The organism is Pontibacillus yanchengensis Y32, assembly GCF_000770635.1.
In the GTDB taxonomy this organism is placed as follows: Bacteria; Bacillota; Bacilli; order Bacillales; family BH030062; genus Pontibacillus; species Pontibacillus yanchengensis.
In genome coordinates this window covers 1-17,195 of record NZ_AVBF01000051.1, presented here as the reverse complement: position 1 = coordinate 17,195, position 17,195 = coordinate 1, and the positions used below count along the sequence as shown (strand labels likewise).

The window sequence follows — 17,195 nt, the reverse complement described above, 5'->3', positions numbered from 1 at the left end:
AGTCTTAAGGCGTATTTTGGGGTTGGCGGGAAGTTTGTAGTGAAGGGAAATAACATAAAAAAAGCTGCTGGCAAGGTGCCAACAGCTTCTGTTCTCGCATAGGAAATTATAAAATTCAATGCTTGTATATAACTTAAAAAAGTGAAGTCGCCACGTCCAGATCCTACCCCCCTCGGTGTCTTAAGTCAATCCTAGCTGTGGCAATAAACGCCACTTCGAGGGTTGCCTTAAGCCTGTCGGGGGTGACCATGCGCTTCCGCTTTAGTTTATCAGCCTGTATTACGTAATCCGGCTGCGATGCCGCTAATGGTGAGGAGTGCTTCCGTGAGGAGTTCATCACCAGTAATTTTCTCTGTGCGTAGTTCTTTGATTAACTCCACTTGTAAGAAGTTAAGTGGGTCTACGTAAGGATTACGGCGGCGGACGGATTCTTGGATGGTTTGTTGTTGGTCCAACAATTCGTCATCCCCTGTGATTTGTAGTAATACATCTTTTGTTTTGTTATATTCTTCTACAATGTTTTGGAAAATACGTTCGCCCATTTCCTGGTCTTGTACCAATGTAATATATTCCTGGGCTGTTTGCATATCTGCTTTCGTTAATGCCATCTGTAAGTTATCAATAGTGGAGCGGAAGAATGGCCAGTTGATATACATTTGTTGCAATAGTTTAAGGTTCTCTTCACTTTCTGAGGCAAAACTCTGTAAACCTGTACCAGCAGCATACCAGGCAGGGATAAGCTGGCGATTTTGTGTCCAAGCAAAAACCCAAGGAATGGCACGTAGATTTTCAAATTTGTTACTATCTTTACGCTTCATTGGTCTTGAACCAATATTTAATTCACTTAGCTCTTGTAAAGGAGTGGCCTCATTAAAGTACGTTAAGAAATCAGAGTCTCCGAATACAAGGGACTGATATTTCTTAAGTGATTCTTCCGAAATGGCTTCCATTGCATTTTCCCATTCTTTTTCACGATGGTGTCCCTGTTCTGATTCTTCTGAGATATGAGCTGCACCCTCGAGTAAAGTGGAAGCGGCTTGCTCTAGGCTTCTGTAGGCTATATCTTTCAGCATGTAACGAGAGGAGAGAACTTCACCTTGCTCGGTAATTTTTACTCCATCACCTAGTGTTTCAGCAGGCTGGGATAGGAGACTGCGGTTTAGTGGTCCACCACCACGTCCTAAAGAACCACCTCTACCATGGAAGAACTTTAGCTTCACGTTATATTCTTTAGCCATTTCATGGATTTCTTGTTGAGCTTTGTAAAGCTTCCAGTTAGCTGTTAATGTTCCACCATCTTTACTACCATCTGAGTAGCCTAGCATTATTTCTTGAAGGTTACCCCTTTGCTGTAGATGATTTCTGTACACATCCATATCAAATAGTGTCTTGAGTATTTCAGGTCCAGCTACTAAGTCATCTACCGTCTCAAGTAGTGGGGCGACATTAATGCTACTTTCTACTGTTCCGTCTGGATGGAGGCGATAAATGCCAGCTTCTTTTGCGAGTAATAATACTTCAAGAATATCACTAACAGACTCCGTCATACTGATTAGATACACTTCAATGGAGCGTTGTCCAAACTCTTGATGGGCATCACGTATCGTTTGGAATACCTTGAGCATTTCTTGAGTCTCTTCAGAATAATCATCATATAATAATGTGATTGGACGAGGGTCTTCTAGAGCATTCTTAAGAATACTTACTTTTTCTTGCTCCGGAAGGGCACTATAATCTTCTGTAATTTTTACTTTGTGTAGAATTTCCGTAATAGCCGATTCATGCTCTCCGCTATGGTTACGGATATCAAGAGTGGCGAGGTGGAAGCCAAACAACTGAACTTGGCGAATAAGCTTATGCAGCATTTTTAGTTCTCGCTCTGTTGGCTGGTGTTTCTTAACACTTCGTTGAATCACGTATAGGTCCTCTAACAATTCTTCAGCTGAATTATATCCTAATGAAGAATGACCAATGTTACGTAACCTTTCAAGAATAATCGCGAACTTACGACGATAAATCTCTTGCTCTGCTCTCCATCTTTTATCATTAGGGATTAGTTCTTCTTCTGTTTTTACAGAAGTGATCAATTCCTGACTCACGTTCACACGTGTAGTGGAATGGCTGAATCGCTTCATTAATTCCACAAGTACTTCATCGTATTTTGTGAGCGCAAGGCTTCTTTGTTTTTGTAAGGTTTCCCATGTAATTTCTGGTGTAACATTTGGATTACCATCACGGTCTCCACCAATCCAGGATCCAAATCGAAGGAAATTAGGTACATCCCATTCAGCATCTGGATATTGCTCTTCTAAGCAATCCTCTAATTCTTGATGAACATCTGGAAGCACATCAAATAATGTCTCATCAAAATAGTAAAGACCATTTCGTACTTCATCCATTACCGTTGGCTTACGATGACGTAGTTCATCCGTTTGCCATAGGACGGTAACTTCATTGAATAGACTTTCCTCCATTTTTTCGCGTTCACTCTTCGTAAGCATAGGATTGTCCAGTTGCTTTAAAAGGTTGGCGATTCGTTTTTGGATTTCAAGCACGGAACGTTTTGTTGCCTCTGTTGGGTGTGCTGTAATAATCAACTCGAGTGAGAGCTGATCTAAGACATTCTGAATTACGTCTTCAGAGGTGTCATTACGTTTTAAGGCCTGTACAGCACTTTGTAAGGAGAAGGGTTGTACAGTATCGTCACCGGAAAGTTGATAATCTCGACGACGGCGAATACGGTGGTTTTGCTCTGCAATATTAACAAGGTGAAAATAAATGGAAAATGCACGAATCACTTGTTGGCGCATAGGTGGTTCGAGCGACTCGATTTCACTTTTCAATGACTGATACGTATCTTGGTCAAAGTTACTTCGTAGTGCTTTCGTTAGTGTACGGATTTTCTCTACTTTATCTAGTAGTTCATTTCCTCCATGATGGACAAGAAGGTCGCCTAGCATATGGCCGAGTTTGTTGACGTCTCGTCTTAAGGGACTGGTACTATCATCGATCTGTGTTTGAGTTGACATATGTTCACCTTCCTAAATCTATTGGTATAAGATAATTTTCTTAATCTTCTTAATGATATTGATGATATCACAATTTGCGTTATTTAGTAAGAAATGATAACAAAATGAGATGAGTCGGTTGTGAATCATATCATATTGATATGGAAAAGTTCCCAATACCTTCGCTGTGGTAAAAGTGCCTAAGTTTATATTCTACTCAACCTTTCCTTTATAATCATGGAATTGAAACATATAAATAGAGAGCCTTGGTTGATTCCAAGGCTCTCTATCTTCATATTAAGCAAAATAAGTGTACGTTTTTGGGGTTACATCTAGCTCCAGCACCCATCAGGCTTACTGCCCTTTATTTCGATAAGTAACTCTACCCATCGTCCTGCAAAAAAGCAGTGTATGCCCCGTGCTTTTCTTAATAAGCCCGTTTTGTCCATTTCTCACTTTTTAAATGGAGTGGGATTGTCTTTCCATCCGTAACGATTTCTGGTTGATGGATGTACCATCCTCTACGATTTACAGAGTAATCTGTTTCATACGTGAAGCGAAGGTGTGATGTGTTCTCTGGTAATGTAATTTCAATGGAGTTCCAATCACCACTAGTTCCAGTGAATGTTTGATCTAGGTCTGTCCAATCTTTTCCATTACTAGAGATCTCGATTTTTCCAACATCCGCTTCAGGTTCTATGCGATACCATGTGTCGAAGGTAAGGGTGGCATGTTGATCTACATCAATTTCAGCAGTTAGATGTTTTGTTTCATTGTTACCATAGCCAGAAAACCAAGCTTCTCCCTTGTTAGGAATAGATACTGGTATGGCATCTGCTACATTTCGTGCGAATTTTCGCCTCGTAGGACTTGTAGAAACAGTATTACGTGTTGGATGAACTCTATTGGTAAGTAAGATAGCGACTGTTTTGTTTGTAGGGCTGACTACGATTGAGGTACCAGTGTATCCTGTATGTCCTAGCGTATTGCTTTCAGAAAGACCATCCATAAACCAGTCTTGTTGAAGCTCCCAGCCAAGCCCATGATCATCTCCAGGAAACTCTGGGATCCTATTTTCCGTTAAAAGATCAACCGTCTCTGGTTCTAAGATGCGTTTTCCGCCATAACGTCCGTCCATTACAAACATGTGAGCGAACTTGGCAAGGTCTGAAGCAGTAGAAAACACGCCTGCATGTCCAGCTACACCGTCTAGGGACCACGCATTTTCATCATGGACTTCTCCCCAAACAAGGCCTCGATTGGTCCACGGCTGATATTCTGTTGCAGCGATACGATCCTTCAAGGAAGACGGTGGGTTGTACATTGTTTCCTTCATTCTAAGCGGTTTGGTGATAGCTTTTTCTACATATTGATCAAGCCGCATTCCAGACCACTTTTCTACAAGAGCCCCAAGGGTAATCATGTTGAGGTCGCTGTATGTATATTCCTTCCCAGGTTCTGATTGCAGAGGTTGTTTAAAAACGTGTTGGAGGCGATCCTCTCGATCACCCTCTACTGTATAAAGTGGAATCCAGGGCTTGAAGCCAGATGTATGGGTCATGAGCTGTTCAATTGTAACCTTTTCCTTTCCATTTGCTGCAAATTCGGGGATGTATTTCGCAACTGGGTCATCCAGTTCAAATTTCCCTTCTTCATATAATGTCATCGCAGCAGTAGTGGTGAAAAGTTTACTGATAGAGGCTAAATCAAATATAGTATCTTTTTCCATTTGTTGAGGGTTTTCTAATTCAGTGAATTCGTCGTTTTTATATTTTGCAGCGTAGCCATATGCATCATGTTTTACGACATGACCCCTTCGAGCAACAAGTGCAACGGCACCTGGCATGACCTGATCCTCAATTGCATCATCAATCATGGTGTCAATCTCTTGAAGGGGTTCCTTTCGTAATCCAGCACCACGAGTGGAGCCAGGGTGTAAAACAGGGGACGAAGGTCCAGGGTTATTCCATGTGAAATTAGGGTGAGCATGTTGGGAAGACTGGTGTGGGTTTTTCTTATGATGATTTTCTATAGTGGGTCCATTTGTAGCGTTACCTGTAATAGGTGCAACCAAAGTAGAAACGAGAACAGTAGACAGAATAATAGATACCGTTTTTCTTTTCATAATAACCTCCTATTGTAAAATAATATAAATGAAACGATGTATATCTTTGACGAGATATACAAGCGCTTACATTTACTACCTAAAGTGTATCGGAATTCCAATATAGACGTCTATACCAATTTTGACTCATACTTTTTCAAAATGGGGGATTTTGTGAGGAATATCGACTAATACCTTATAATTATTTTGAAAATTTAGATATATTTTGCGTTTTGAATCATAATAGTTGACCGAGAAACAAAAGTATTTTATTATTACTTTGAATTCGAGATATTTAAAAATCTTTCGTTAGGATGATGAAAATGAATTTATTAGGTATTCATCACGTTTCCATATTAACGGGTAAAGCAGAGCGGAATTTTGAATTTTATACAAAGATCTTGGGTATGCGATTGGTGAAAAAGAGCGTAAACCAAGACGAGACAAGTACGTACCATCTATTTTATGGTGATGCTAAAGGAAGTCCAGGAACGGAATTAACTTTCTTTGACATACCTGGTCTTGGCCATACGTATCCTGGGGTTTCTAGTATTACAAGCACCTCTCTTAGAGTGAAAACAACGGAAGCGCTGGAATATTGGCAAAAACGATTTGAAGCATACAATGTAGAACATGAAGAAATAAAGAAGAGGGCCAACCGTGATACGTTAGCCTTTCAAGATTTTGAAGGGACGCAATTAATTCTAGTAGCTGATAACGGTGAAGAAGGAGTCGCTGCCGGTGAAGCGTGGGATGAGACTGAAGTTCCTAAAGAATACGGAATTGTTGGATTGGGTCCTGTCTTATTAAGAGTAAGAAGTTCAAAACCCACAGCTAAGGTGTTACAGGATGTTCTAGGCTTCCGTTATGCAGGTTCGTACCCTTCTTTAGAGGGGGACTTTCCAGATGTCGAGGTGTACACCACTGGTGAAGGGGGAGCGGGAGCAGAGGTTCATATCCAAACTCGGCCTGACTTATCACCAGAAAAACTGGGTCGTGGAGGCGTTCATCATGTCGCATTCCGTGTCCCAGATGAAGATGAACACGCTGAATGGGTGAAACGGATCCAGCAAACCGGTATGATGAACTCAGGTAAAGTCGATCGTTTTTACTTCAAAGCGCTATACTTTAGGGAACCAAATGGGATTTTATTTGAATTGTCAACAGACACTCCAGGCTTTGATATAGATGAATCTGTTGAAGCATTAGGTGAAAACTTGTCATTACCTCCGTTTTTGGAAAAGAATCGCGAGGAAATAGAGAAGAAGTTAAGACCATTAACATTAGACTCTTAACATCATAAGAGCCCTAGCTATACAAGCTAGGGCTCTTTATATATCCTCACGCATGTGCTGGTACAGGTGCCACTGCTTCTTCTAACAACTGCTCTAATTCCTCAGTGAAGCTTTCTTTTTGTTGTTGTGTCCACCCCATTCTTTTAGCCATATAAGCAATGACAGATTCTTTATGCAGATGCACCCAATGGATGTCGAAGAACAGAGCTCCTGTGCGACGTATGAAGAAATCAACAGGTTTGACGGTGCTCTCTTGTTCCATTGCGTAGGTCAGCATAGCAAAAACGACTGGGTCCAATCCTTCTTGATTTGCTTCGTCTTGTTTCGATTGGTATAAATCATAAACATGCCCCACATTAGCACCGTATAATTGAGTAAGGCTAGTGGCTTGATTTTCTGTTAAGCCCATTGCTATTCCTTCTTCTATTTTTCTTTTTTTGAATGGTGCGTATCCTTTTGCACCACCGACTTCTCCTCCTGAGATTGGAAGGTCCTTGGTTTGTGATTTTGGGTAATTCTTGTCGTTTTCTTCTTGTAAATAAGATACAACACGATCGATAACGTTCTCTGCCATTTTTCGGTAACCTGTTAGTTTTCCGCCGGCTATAGAGAGTAGGCCTGAGTCAGATTCGAATATTTCATCTTTTCTAGATATTTCGGATGGGTCTTTGCCTTCTTCGTGAATGAGAGGGCGAAGTCCAGCCCAGCTAGATTCTACATCATGCTCTGTAATGGATAGGGAAGGGAACATATACTCAATCGCACGTAATACATAATCTCGGTCATCCGTCGTCATGGTAGGATGGGAAATATCTCCCTCATATACCGTGTCGGTAGTACCTACATATGTCTTCCCATCTCTTGGGATGGCGAACACCATACGTCCATCTGGTGTATCAAAATAAATAGCTTGATGAAGCGGGAACGTTTGTTGATCAAAGACTAAGTGAACCCCTTTTGTTAGTCGTAAGGTCTTTCCTTGTTTGGAACCGTCTTTTTCACGTAGTTTATCAACCCAAGGCCCCCCAGCGTTGACAATTCTTTTGGCGTATAAGGAGTGTTGGTCGCCGTTGATTTGATCCTCTACGATAACCCCGACAATCTGCTCCTTCTCATAAATGAAATCGACTACTTTCGTATAGTTAAGAGCGTAGGTACCTTTTTGAACGGCTTTTTTCATCACATCTAGCGTTAACCGTGCATCATCTGTCCGGTATTCAACGTAATACCCAGCTCCTCGAAGCCCTTTCTCATTTAGAAGTGGTTCACGTTCCAGTGCTTCTTGTGCAGATAGCATTTTGCGTCGTTCTTCCTTTTTAACGCCTGCTAAGAAGTCATAAACTCGAAGTCCAAGGTTAGTAGAGAACGGGCCAAAGTTTCCTCCTTTATGAAAAGGGAGTAACATCCACTCTGGTGTCGTCACATGTGGTCCGTTTTGGTAAACAATGTCACGTTCTTTTCCGACTTCTGCTACCATAGCGACTTCGAATTGTTTTAAGTAACGTAAGCCACCGTGAACTAATTTGGTGGAGCGGCTTGATGTACCAGCGGCATAGTCTTGCATTTCTACAACACCAGTAGTTAAGCCTCTAGTAGAAGCATCCAGTGCGATACCTGCCCCTGTGATGCCGCCTCCAATAATAAGGACATCTAATGTGTTCTCTTTCATTTCTTCATAAATCGAGTCTCTATTTAAGCTAGAAAAGTGTGTCATGGATAGTATGCTCCTTTTTCGAATGGTTTTCTAATATAAAAAAAGAGACCACAAATCACTTTATAGCATAGGCCATAAAGGAAATGTGGTCTCTCCGTTTCTCCAACCGAATGTGTTAACTTGTTAGTTTCATTATAACTCATTTAAGGGAGGTAGCCAATACAAATTATTTAAACGCTTGTGCAGCTTTAACGGCTTTTTTCCAGCCATTGTATCGTTCCTCTCGTTGTTCATCAGACAAATTTGGAGTAAAGACTTTATCTTTTTTCCAACGTTCTTCAATTTTATTTTTATTATCCCAATAACCGATTGCAAGACCAGCTAAATACGCAGCCCCTAATGCTGTTGTTTCATTAACAGTTGGACGATCGACAGGAACATTGGTGATGTCGCTTTGAAATTGCATTAGGAAGTTGTTTTTAACAGCTCCTCCATCAACACGAAGTGCTTTCACATCGAGTCCAGAATCGCTTACCATTACATCTAAAACATCTCTTGTTTGATAAGCTAATGATTCTAGGGTTGCGCGAATAAAGTGTGACTTTGTCGTTCCTCTCGTTAAGCCAAACACAGCTCCACGGACATCACTATCCCAATAAGGAGTGCCTAGACCAACAAAGGCAGGGACTACATACACGCCCTCTGTTGAATCTACTTCATCAGCGAAGTGTTCGCTATCAGGGGCATCTTCGATCATGTGCAAGCCATCCCGTAACCACTGAATGGCTGAACCTGCAACAAAAATACTACCTTCTAAAGCATATTGAACCGTTCCGTCGAGTCCCCAAGCAATAGTGGTGAGGAGTCCGTGTTCGGATGGAACGGCTTCTTCACCTGTGTTCATTAGCATAAAACAACCTGTTCCATACGTGTTTTTGGCCATGCCTTTTTCAAAACACGCTTGCCCGAATAAGGCTGATTGCTGGTCGCCAGCAACACCTGCGATAGGAACTTCTTTACCGAAGAAATGATAATCTACTGTATGAGCATATATTTCTGAAGATGGACGTACTTCCGGAAGCATCGATTTAGGGACTCCTAAAATATCAAGAAGTTCTTCATCCCATTTAAGATCATAGATATTATACATTAAGGTGCGTGATGCATTTGAATAGTCTGTTACATGTGTTTTGCCGCCTGACAACTTATAAATGAGCCACGTATCGATCGTGCCAAACATAAGCTGGCCATTCTCGGCTTTTTCTCGTGCGCCATCTACATTATCGAGGAGCCATTTAACTTTTGTTCCAGAAAAATAAGGATCTAATAATAAGCCCGTCTTGTTACGAAACGTATCGTTCAAGCCTTGTTCTCTTAATTCATTGCAAATATCTGTCGTTTGTCTAGATTGCCATACGACTGCTTTATGGATAGGGCGGCCAGTATCTTTATCCCAAACTACCGTAGTTTCACGCTGATTGGTGATTCCAATCCCGGCTACTTGTTCCGGCTCAATCTCTGCTTTTCGAAGGACGTCAGCGATACACGCTAAGACAGACGTCCAAATCTCATTCGCGTCATGCTCCACCCATCCAGGCTTAGGGAAGAACTGTTGAAATTCTTTTTGAGCAGATTCAATGGCATCACCGTTATGATTGAAAAGAATCGCCCGGGAACTTGTTGTTCCTTGATCAATCGATAAAATATATGTTTCCAAGTCCATCATCTCCTTTATCAGTCATTGTACCTTTGAAAAAATTCTGTGTGTGTGCATGAAATGGACGTTACGTATGGGGGATGATATTCCATCATTTCCCTTTATCCTCTTATGATAAAACAGAAGCCACACGTACCCATTTGTCCTTCCCTAACGTTGAAGTACAAATGAAACGTGTGGCTCTCCAATTCTCCGCACAACTGTTAACTTTGATAAAAATGTTACCCAATAATGGAAGCGCTGTCAATATAGAAGCTTTGTCATCAGGAAAAATTCCAAAGTTCTTTTCGAGAAGTTGTGACGGCAAACGCACCACCTTCGAGTGCATAATTTACATCTTCCTGGCTTCTAATAAGTCCTCCAGCAATGACAGGGATATTAACCTCATCGTAAATTTCTTTAATGAGCTTCGGGATTAAACCTGGCAGGATTTCTATGTAATCCGGTTGGGTTTTTTGGATGATTTTCAAGTTTTGTTCTAATGCATGAGAATCCAGCAAAAATAGTCGCTGGATAGCGACAATCCTATGTTTTTTGGCACGGTTTATAACATTTGCACGGGTGGAGATGATTCCATGTGGTTTTACCTCGTTACACAGAAACTCAATCGCGAAATCATCTGTTTTCAACCCTTGGATTAAGTCCGCGTGAAGAAATACTTTTTTATTATGTTTTTTAGCATACTGAACTAGGCTCTTCACCTGAGAAACGCGAACTTCTAGTAGAATGATATATTCGGTATTCGATTCAAGTAGCTTTTCAAAATCCTTCATGCTTTTTGTGGCAGGTAGAATTCCATTTTGTATGTTCATGTCGATCGACCTCTCCATTAAAAATAGGTACAACTGTCATGATAGTCGCCATCATTGTAACATAACTTGATGTTGGAGTGACGGGCACGCAATTGAGTTGATGATGAATCTCTTGTACAATAGCTATCAGCAAACTAAACGGAAAAAGGTGTTGTACATGCAGTCATATATTGTAGTAGGAGCCGGCATATTAGGAGCCTCGACAGCGTACCATTTAGCTAAAGCTGGTGCTGAGGTTACCTTAGTCGATCGCCACGACCCAGGCCAAGCCACGGATGCGGCAGCTGGAATCGTCTGTCCTTGGCTTTCCCAGCGTCGTAATAAGGCATGGTATCAGCTCGTAAAGGGTGGGGCGAGGTATTATCCAGAATTGATAAGAGCATTAGAAGAAGATGGTGAACAGGACACCGGATATAGTCAGGTTGGGGCAATTAGCGTGCATACCGAGGAAAAGAAACTAGATCAAATGGTCGAGCGTGCTAGGAAACGCCGAGAGCATGCACCTGAAATAGGTGAAATCACTCGGTTATCTCCATCGGAAACGCAAGCACTATTCCCTCCATTATCAGAAGAATATGGAGCTGTTCATGTAAGTGGAGCGGCTCGTGTGAACGGAGGTAAGCTCCGCAAGGCCCTTATACAAGCTGCACAAAAAAATGGAGCGAATGTTTTGCATGGGGATGCTTCTCTTTTACATGAAGGTCAAAAGGTAACAGGGGTTGAATTGGATGGGGAAACTCATTTTGCAGACCAAGTGATGGTAACAGCTGGAGCATGGGCTAAGGAACTTATAAAGCCATTGGGTGTAACGTTTAATGTCTCCTCACAAAAAGCCCAGATTGTTCATTTAGAAATTCCAGATACCGAAACAGGAGAATGGCCTGTTGTCATGCCACCAACCAACAAATACTTGCTTACCTTTGGAGGGGGCAAGGTAGTCGTGGGAGCAACTCATGAAGATGACGTTGGGTTGGATCGCCGCGTCACAGCTGGCGGCATTCATGACATCTTGAGTAAGGTGTTAGCCATTGCACCTGGACTTGGAGACTCCACAATGGTAGAAACAAAGGTTGGATTCCGTCCCTTTACACCAGGATTCCTACCTGTGTTTGGTGCATTGCCAGGTTATGAAGGTATCTATGTAGCAAACGGTCTTGGATCATCTGGACTTACAAGTGGACCTTATGTAGGAGCGGAATTAGCTAGGTTAGCTTTAGGATATGAAACAGAACTTGATCTTGCACAATATGATGTGGCAGGAGCTATAGAAGAATAAAGAAATGACACCGTACCTTTTGGAGGTACGGTGTTTTTGATGAAAGAGTACTTATAAAATACCTCCAAGGATAACGCCTAGAAGGGCTAGTATGAAATAAAGGCATGTCTTAATCCTTGTCCTCATATGCTTATAGAAGTAAAAAGTAGGGAGGGCAAGTATGGAATCCGTTCATGTGTGGGGGATCTTAATTACCTCCTTTTGTACAGCATTGGGAGCACTTCCCGTTCTATTGATACGCAATCTATCCCATAAAGGAAAGGACAGCTTATTAGCTTTTACTGCTGGTATAATGGTTGCTGCTTCTACTTATGGATTGATTCCTTCGGCTTTAAAGCTATCGAACTTATATGTACTTGTTATTGGAATACTGATAGGAACGTTTGTATTATTGCTTCTGGAGATTGTTGTACCTCACCATGATCTAGATAACACGAGTCAGCAAGCTGGTTCAGCAAGTATTCTATTATTCTTAGTTGCAATGTCTCTACATAACATTCCGGAAGGGCTTTCCGTTGGCATGAGTTACGCCAGTGAGTATAAAGATTTAGGTCCAATCGTGTCGTTCGCCATAGGGCTACAAAACGTGCCTGAAGGGTTTCTAGTAGCTCTCTTTTTAATGTTGCAGCAAGTGAGGAGATGGAAAACACTCCTTTATGCTTCTTTAACAGGATTGATTGAATTCATTGCTAGTTTAGCTGGCGTATATTTTGGAGGAAGTTTTGAGGGAGTGATTCCTTATGGACTAGCTTTTTCAGCCGGGGCGATGCTGTTCATCGTTTATAAGGAATTAATACCTGAGAGTCACGGGGACGGTAATGAACGTGCTTCTACTTTGGCGTTTATCATCGGATTTCTCACCATGATTGTACTGACCAGTATATTAAGATAATAAGGAAATAATCGTTGTGTTCCATCATGAATTTTATTAAGATAGTAAGTAATATGAAGAAAAAAGGAGGGAGTAGAAATGTTTACGTTGGAAGAAGTTGTGGACGAAGTGAAACAGTTTATCGTGTTCATTGCGTCCATTTTTGGAACTTTGCTATCAGACGGGACAAGTGTGTCCAATTTTAGCAAAACTCAAAACAACTTCTAACGTAAAATTTCTTACCTCTATACAATCGGTGTACGGCAAAGGGTGAATGATACCCTATTATGTAGAATTCCGAAACGCCACAGGTGAGTATTTACCTGTGGCGTTTTTTTCTTTGAAAATTTAAAGGATAAGTTACCTGGCTATAGCCTATGGCTTTTATGTTAAGCCTGTTTGTTGAGAGAGTATTCGGGCTTGCTTAAGTCTATTTTGGCTAGATAAGGGACTACGGGCTTTTTTTGGTATAGAGGTTCTCAGGAGGAACCAAAAATGCAACGGAACATGAAGACGAATATTCGATTTATCTATTTATATATCTTTTTTGCACAATTGTTTTTTGATCGAGCGTTATGGGTGATTTATTTAAGTGATTCAGGATTAAGTATGACACAGATCGGAATTGTAGAGGCACTCATGCATGTAGCGGTCGTTCTATTTGAAATTCCTACTGGTATGATAGCTGATTTATATGGACGTAAAGTGAGCCTGTTGATTGGGAATGTGTTAAGTATTGGCTACGGGGGATTAATGCTTGTGAGCGACTCTTTTTCCTTGTTTGGAGTAGCCCTCATGACATTAGGCCTTTGTATGACCTTCCAATCAGGTGCTGAAGAGGCACTTGCTTATGATACGCTTAAGGAACAAGGACAAGAACATCAATACACGCGTGTGTTTGGTAATATGACAGCCTTAGCTCTTCTGTCTTTAAGCGTTGCTAAACTGGCAGGTGGTTGGATGGCAGAGATAAGTTGGGAGCTTGTTTATGGTGCCATTGTAGTCGTCCACGTCATTGCACTAGTTCCCATTTTCTTTTTACACGAACCAGAGCGAGAGAAGAAAGAGACCAATGTGAACTGGATTAAGCAGTGGCGAGGTCAATTGAAAGAAGGAGCGGCTATTTGGAGGAATAATCCAACTATTCATATACCAATTGCGTTTTTTGTTATGGTCGTGACATCCATTGTCATTCTTACGTTTTACGGACAGGAGTATTTCACCCGTATTGGATATTCTGCAACAACAATCGGAGTTATTTTTACAGCTGAAGGGTTGTTAGGGGTAGTGATGGCAAAAGTAGCCCATCGATTAGAACAACGATGGAAGTTCTTTACGATTACCTATTATGGCTATGCGCTCTATCTAGGTTTTTTCTTACTGTATATATGGTCACCTAATTGGGCGATTGTACTTTCATTTCTCATCATGTCGCAGCTTGTAACCTTGTATGAGCCGATATTTTCAAACTTTATTCAAAATAAATTGGAAAGCCATGTTCGTTCTACGTTTTTCTCGATGATTAGTGTAGTAGAAAGCTTTTTTATCATGATACTGTTCCCTCTATTTGGGTACATGGTTGATACAATTGGCTTTAAATTAGGGTTTCTAAGCTTGGTGTGTATGTTGTTTTTCATCTATATAGGTGGAGGCATTCAGAATAAAAGAAAATATCGAATGTAATGAAAAAAGCATGTGAGTCCTTTTATTGGCTCACATGCTTTCTTAAGTATAGGGTGCTTTATAAAAGTGTTGCTTGTGTATAGCTGCCACGTCCAGCGCCCAGCGACTAGCAAACTTCCTGCACCTCCTTACGATAAGTCAACATCGAATCGCTATCGCTCTCCGTGTTTCCTTTCGGCCTACACGACGTAGGTTGGTTCGATGTTGCTGCGTGACGCAGCGGGTTTAATCGAACTTCCAATACCACAGGACAGTTTGTACGTCGCTACCCGGGCGCTTGCGCTTTTGTTCTTAGTATCTCAACTTCAATAAAACATCCCGCACATCTTGGTCTTCCATAATTTGAGTCTTATACTTTTGGGTTATTTCTGTTAGGGCTACATCATGATAGAAAAACTCCGTAAAGAATTTAACGAGCGGTCGTGATTGGCTACGTATTGCTTGCCACTTTGTTTCTTCGATACCGGCGAACAGCATCTCTTGTTCATCAATGATTAAAATACGACTGCGCTCTAACGTTTCATGATGTGTATCTGGGATTAAGGTAGAAACCGAAGGAATGGTTGTCTCAAGTGATCCAATCGAATGAATGTTAACGGACAGTCCTTCATTAGACTTTGCTTCTAGAATAGGAAGGTATTCCTCAAGGTCATCTGCCCATCCTGAAATAATAATCGAATCTTTTGCTTGATGAAGGAGTTCTTTGAGCAAGGATTGAATGGATTGGTTATTTTTTAACGTCCACACTCGGTCATCTATAGGGGTTTCTTTTATTTGAGCATTACGCAGCTGCTCTACATTATCTTCAAAGTCTGCTTTTAATTTTTCAATGGTGGATTCTATTGGTAGAGCGGTGTACATCCGCTTCTTTTCCACGGTAGATTCCAGTATCATTCCTTTTTCGGTCATACGATGAAGTACTTCATATACTTTCGCTCGTGGTACACCAGAGCGTTTCACAATAGCTGATGCATCGAGTGGTTCGTCGACAGTGATGAGCGCTTGATACACTTGGCTTTCATATTGTGTAAATCCAAACTGTTGCAACATGGTTTCATACTCCCTTTAGGTTCGTTCGAAATCATTTTCTCTATCATATCATATGGCAAAGGTAGCGTTGCACAATCTTAAATAACGGAAGGTTAAAAGTACATATTGCCCTTTTTAAAAGATGGTGATAAAGTTACTATTATAGTAGTAACTTTAAAGAGGTGGGAGAAACATGGATAAACGTGTGTATTTATTGACGATTGTTTCCTTTATTGTAGGAATGGTCGAGTTAATCATAGGTGGTATATTAGATTTGGTTGCTAATGATTTGGGAGTGAGTATCGGAAAGGCTGGTTTATTAATAACCATATTCTCGTTGGTATTTGCTATTTCAGCACCCGTACTCTTAGTTGCAACAGCAAAAATGGAACGAAAGAAGCTAACGTTAGTATCGCTAGTCGTCTTTTTTGTTGGAAATCTGTTGGCTGTTTTTAGTCCGACATATAGTGTGCTTATGGTATCAAGAATAGTCTCTGCTGTAAGCGGGTCATTACTCGTATTACTATGTGTAACGCTTGCTTCAAATATAGTAGAAGAAAAATATCGAGGTCGTGCCATTGGAATAGTCTTTATGGGTGTTAGTGGTTCACTCGTACTAGGCGTACCGATTGGGCTTATGCTCGGGAATGTTTTTGGTTGGCGTGCGCCATTTATTTTGATTACAATGCTAACCATACTATCGATGCTAGGGATTTTCTTCTTCATGGATCGAATTGCACCAAAGCCAGCTATACCTATTCGTAAACAACTAGAAACATTGAAGGATAGTAAAGTGCTACTGGCTCAAACAGCTTCGTTTCTTTTCCTGACAGGACACCTTACGTTATATGCATATCTGACTCCATTCTTAAAAGAGATGCTTGGTCTAGGTGGTACTTGGGTAAGTATCGCTTACTTGTTATTTGGGTTTGCAGCGATTACTGGAGGAGGAGTAGGTGGTTCATTAGCCGATCGATTTGGAACCAAACCGTCCATTCTTGCTATCATTGTCGCGTTCGCCGTTTCCATCTTCCTCATTCCATACACGACGTTTGCGCTGCCATTATTTTTAGTCGTTATGATGATTTGGGGTATGCTTAGCTGGGCCATTACACCAGCAATGCAAAGCTATTTAATCGAAACGGCTCCAGAAACATCTGATATTCAGCAAGGGTTAAATAACTCAGCCCTTCACTTAGGCATTGCGCTCGGCTCTTCCGTTGGTGGTCTTGTAATTCAGCAGGCTTCTGTACAATACAACGCTACAATTGGAGGACTTTTTATCATTTTAGCTCTTGGAGCGGCTGTCTTATCGATGAAAGGTCAAGTGTCTAAAGCATTTGCTTTTACATCAAGTAAATAATAACTGATTGTACACCACTAAGGGCTGTGGTGTTTTTTAGCTTTGTTATAGTTTAGTGTTCATTTTGGAATTAACTAATTAAAATAGCCTTATTCAAGATAAGAAGCATAATCTGGAATAAGGAGTTTTGGTGCTGAGTGGTTGATTCGGTGGGAATTCACTCGCTTTCCGCGGACAATCGGTGAAGCCTCCTCGTTCGGCTTCGCCTCTCTGCGGGGTCTTCACTCGATCGTTTTTCCGCAGGAGTCTCGCAAATTCCCACCGAATCAACGCCATGCTTTGGAGTTCTTATCAAGGAAGGTATTTGCTGCATTATTTGGATTAAGGGGGAGGATTTCAACACTATTGATTCATATATCTAAGGTGGTAAAACATGCTTAAAT

12 protein-coding genes are annotated in these 17,195 nt (G+C 41.2%); 6 read left to right on the top strand and 6 right to left on the bottom strand.

Translation table 11 applies throughout. From position 1 onward, the window contains the following. Positions 1–269 precede the first annotated feature (269 nt). Complete coding sequence (ppc, locus tag N782_RS15485; protein ID WP_036822150.1) at positions 270–3,029, bottom strand: phosphoenolpyruvate carboxylase; 2,760 nt, start codon at positions 3,027–3,029, stop codon at positions 270–272. Positions 3,030–3,435: 406 nt separating this feature from the next. Then, positions 3,436–5,133, bottom strand: a complete 1,698-nt coding sequence (locus N782_RS15480) for a serine hydrolase domain-containing protein (protein ID WP_036822148.1) — start codon at positions 5,131–5,133, stop codon at positions 3,436–3,438. A gap of 302 nt (positions 5,134–5,435) precedes the next feature. Between N782_RS15480 and N782_RS15475 the strand changes: the two genes are divergently transcribed. After that, a complete protein-coding gene (locus tag N782_RS15475) occupies positions 5,436–6,407 on the top strand; it encodes a ring-cleaving dioxygenase (RefSeq protein WP_036822145.1) in 972 nt (323 codons plus the stop codon). Between the two features lie 46 nt (positions 6,408–6,453). Here N782_RS15475 and N782_RS15470 read toward each other — a convergent pair whose 3' ends face one another. The 3 genes from N782_RS15470 to N782_RS15460 all read right to left on the bottom strand — a co-directional run bounded on the left by N782_RS15470 (position 6,454) and on the right by N782_RS15460 (position 10,590). After that, the gene (locus tag N782_RS15470) at positions 6,454–8,121 is read right to left on the bottom strand and encodes a glycerol-3-phosphate dehydrogenase/oxidase (protein WP_036822142.1); all 1,668 of its coding nucleotides are present in this window, start codon (positions 8,119–8,121) and stop codon (positions 6,454–6,456) included. Between the two features lie 166 nt (positions 8,122–8,287). Next, positions 8,288–9,784: a glycerol kinase GlpK gene (gene glpK / locus N782_RS15465; RefSeq protein ID WP_036822139.1), complete on the bottom strand. Its 1,497-nt coding sequence runs from the start codon at positions 9,782–9,784 to the stop codon at positions 8,288–8,290. A gap of 257 nt (positions 9,785–10,041) precedes the next feature. Next, positions 10,042–10,590, bottom strand: a complete 549-nt coding sequence (locus tag N782_RS15460) for a glycerol-3-phosphate responsive antiterminator (RefSeq protein WP_036822137.1) — start codon at positions 10,588–10,590, stop codon at positions 10,042–10,044. A 157-nt stretch (positions 10,591–10,747) separates the two neighbouring features. Here N782_RS15460 and N782_RS15455 point away from each other — a divergent pair, with 157 nt between their 5' ends. The 4 genes from N782_RS15455 to N782_RS15445 all read left to right on the top strand — a co-directional run bounded on the left by N782_RS15455 (position 10,748) and on the right by N782_RS15445 (position 14,420). Beyond that, positions 10,748–11,866 (top strand): NAD(P)/FAD-dependent oxidoreductase, encoded by a 1,119-nt coding sequence (locus N782_RS15455; RefSeq protein WP_036822134.1) that lies wholly within the window; start codon positions 10,748–10,750, stop codon positions 11,864–11,866. Positions 11,867–12,026: 160 nt separating this feature from the next. Further along, entirely contained in the window at positions 12,027–12,758 is a 732-nt protein-coding gene (locus N782_RS15450; protein WP_036822131.1) for a ZIP family metal transporter, read from the top strand. 78 nt (positions 12,759–12,836) lie between these two features. Next, positions 12,837–12,965, top strand: coding sequence for a hypothetical protein (locus N782_RS22120; RefSeq protein ID WP_272913655.1), 129 nt, complete (start codon positions 12,837–12,839; stop codon positions 12,963–12,965). Positions 12,966–13,232: 267 nt separating this feature from the next. Then, positions 13,233–14,420, top strand: coding sequence for an MFS transporter (locus N782_RS15445; RefSeq protein WP_036822129.1), 1,188 nt, complete (start codon positions 13,233–13,235; stop codon positions 14,418–14,420). Positions 14,421–14,711: 291 nt separating this feature from the next. Here N782_RS15445 and N782_RS15440 read toward each other — a convergent pair whose 3' ends face one another. After that, on the bottom strand, positions 14,712–15,470 hold the full coding sequence (locus N782_RS15440; protein WP_036822127.1) for a TrmB family transcriptional regulator: 759 nt from the start codon (positions 15,468–15,470) through the stop codon (positions 14,712–14,714). Between the two features lie 172 nt (positions 15,471–15,642). Between N782_RS15440 and N782_RS15435 the strand changes: the two genes are divergently transcribed. Continuing rightward, positions 15,643–16,812: an MFS transporter gene (locus tag N782_RS15435; RefSeq protein WP_036822124.1), complete on the top strand. Its 1,170-nt coding sequence runs from the start codon at positions 15,643–15,645 to the stop codon at positions 16,810–16,812. Positions 16,813–17,195: the final 383 nt, after the last annotated feature.

Bases quoted from the DNA above. Each gene is read 5' to 3' on its own strand.
- N782_RS15455 (WP_036822134.1), top strand. From the start codon at position 10,748: ATGCAGTCATATATTGTAGTAGGAGCCGGCATATTAGGAGCCTCGACA.
- N782_RS15445 (WP_036822129.1), top strand. From the start codon at position 13,233: ATGCAACGGAACATGAAGACGAATATTCGATTTATCTATTTATATATC.
- ppc (WP_036822150.1), bottom strand. From the start codon at position 3,029: ATGTCAACTCAAACACAGATCGATGATAGTACCAGTCCCTTAAGACGA.
- N782_RS15450 (WP_036822131.1), top strand. From the start codon at position 12,027: ATGGAATCCGTTCATGTGTGGGGGATCTTAATTACCTCCTTTTGTACA.
- N782_RS15435 (WP_036822124.1), top strand. From the start codon at position 15,643: ATGGATAAACGTGTGTATTTATTGACGATTGTTTCCTTTATTGTAGGA.
- N782_RS15470 (WP_036822142.1), bottom strand. From the start codon at position 8,121: ATGACACACTTTTCTAGCTTAAATAGAGACTCGATTTATGAAGAAATG.
- N782_RS15475 (WP_036822145.1), top strand. From the start codon at position 5,436: ATGAATTTATTAGGTATTCATCACGTTTCCATATTAACGGGTAAAGCA.
- N782_RS15460 (WP_036822137.1), bottom strand. From the start codon at position 10,590: ATGAACATACAAAATGGAATTCTACCTGCCACAAAAAGCATGAAGGAT.
- N782_RS15480 (WP_036822148.1), bottom strand. From the start codon at position 5,133: ATGAAAAGAAAAACGGTATCTATTATTCTGTCTACTGTTCTCGTTTCT.
- N782_RS15440 (WP_036822127.1), bottom strand. From the start codon at position 15,470: ATGTTGCAACAGTTTGGATTTACACAATATGAAAGCCAAGTGTATCAA.
- glpK (WP_036822139.1), bottom strand. From the start codon at position 9,784: ATGGACTTGGAAACATATATTTTATCGATTGATCAAGGAACAACAAGT.
- N782_RS22120 (WP_272913655.1), top strand. From the start codon at position 12,837: ATGTTTACGTTGGAAGAAGTTGTGGACGAAGTGAAACAGTTTATCGTG.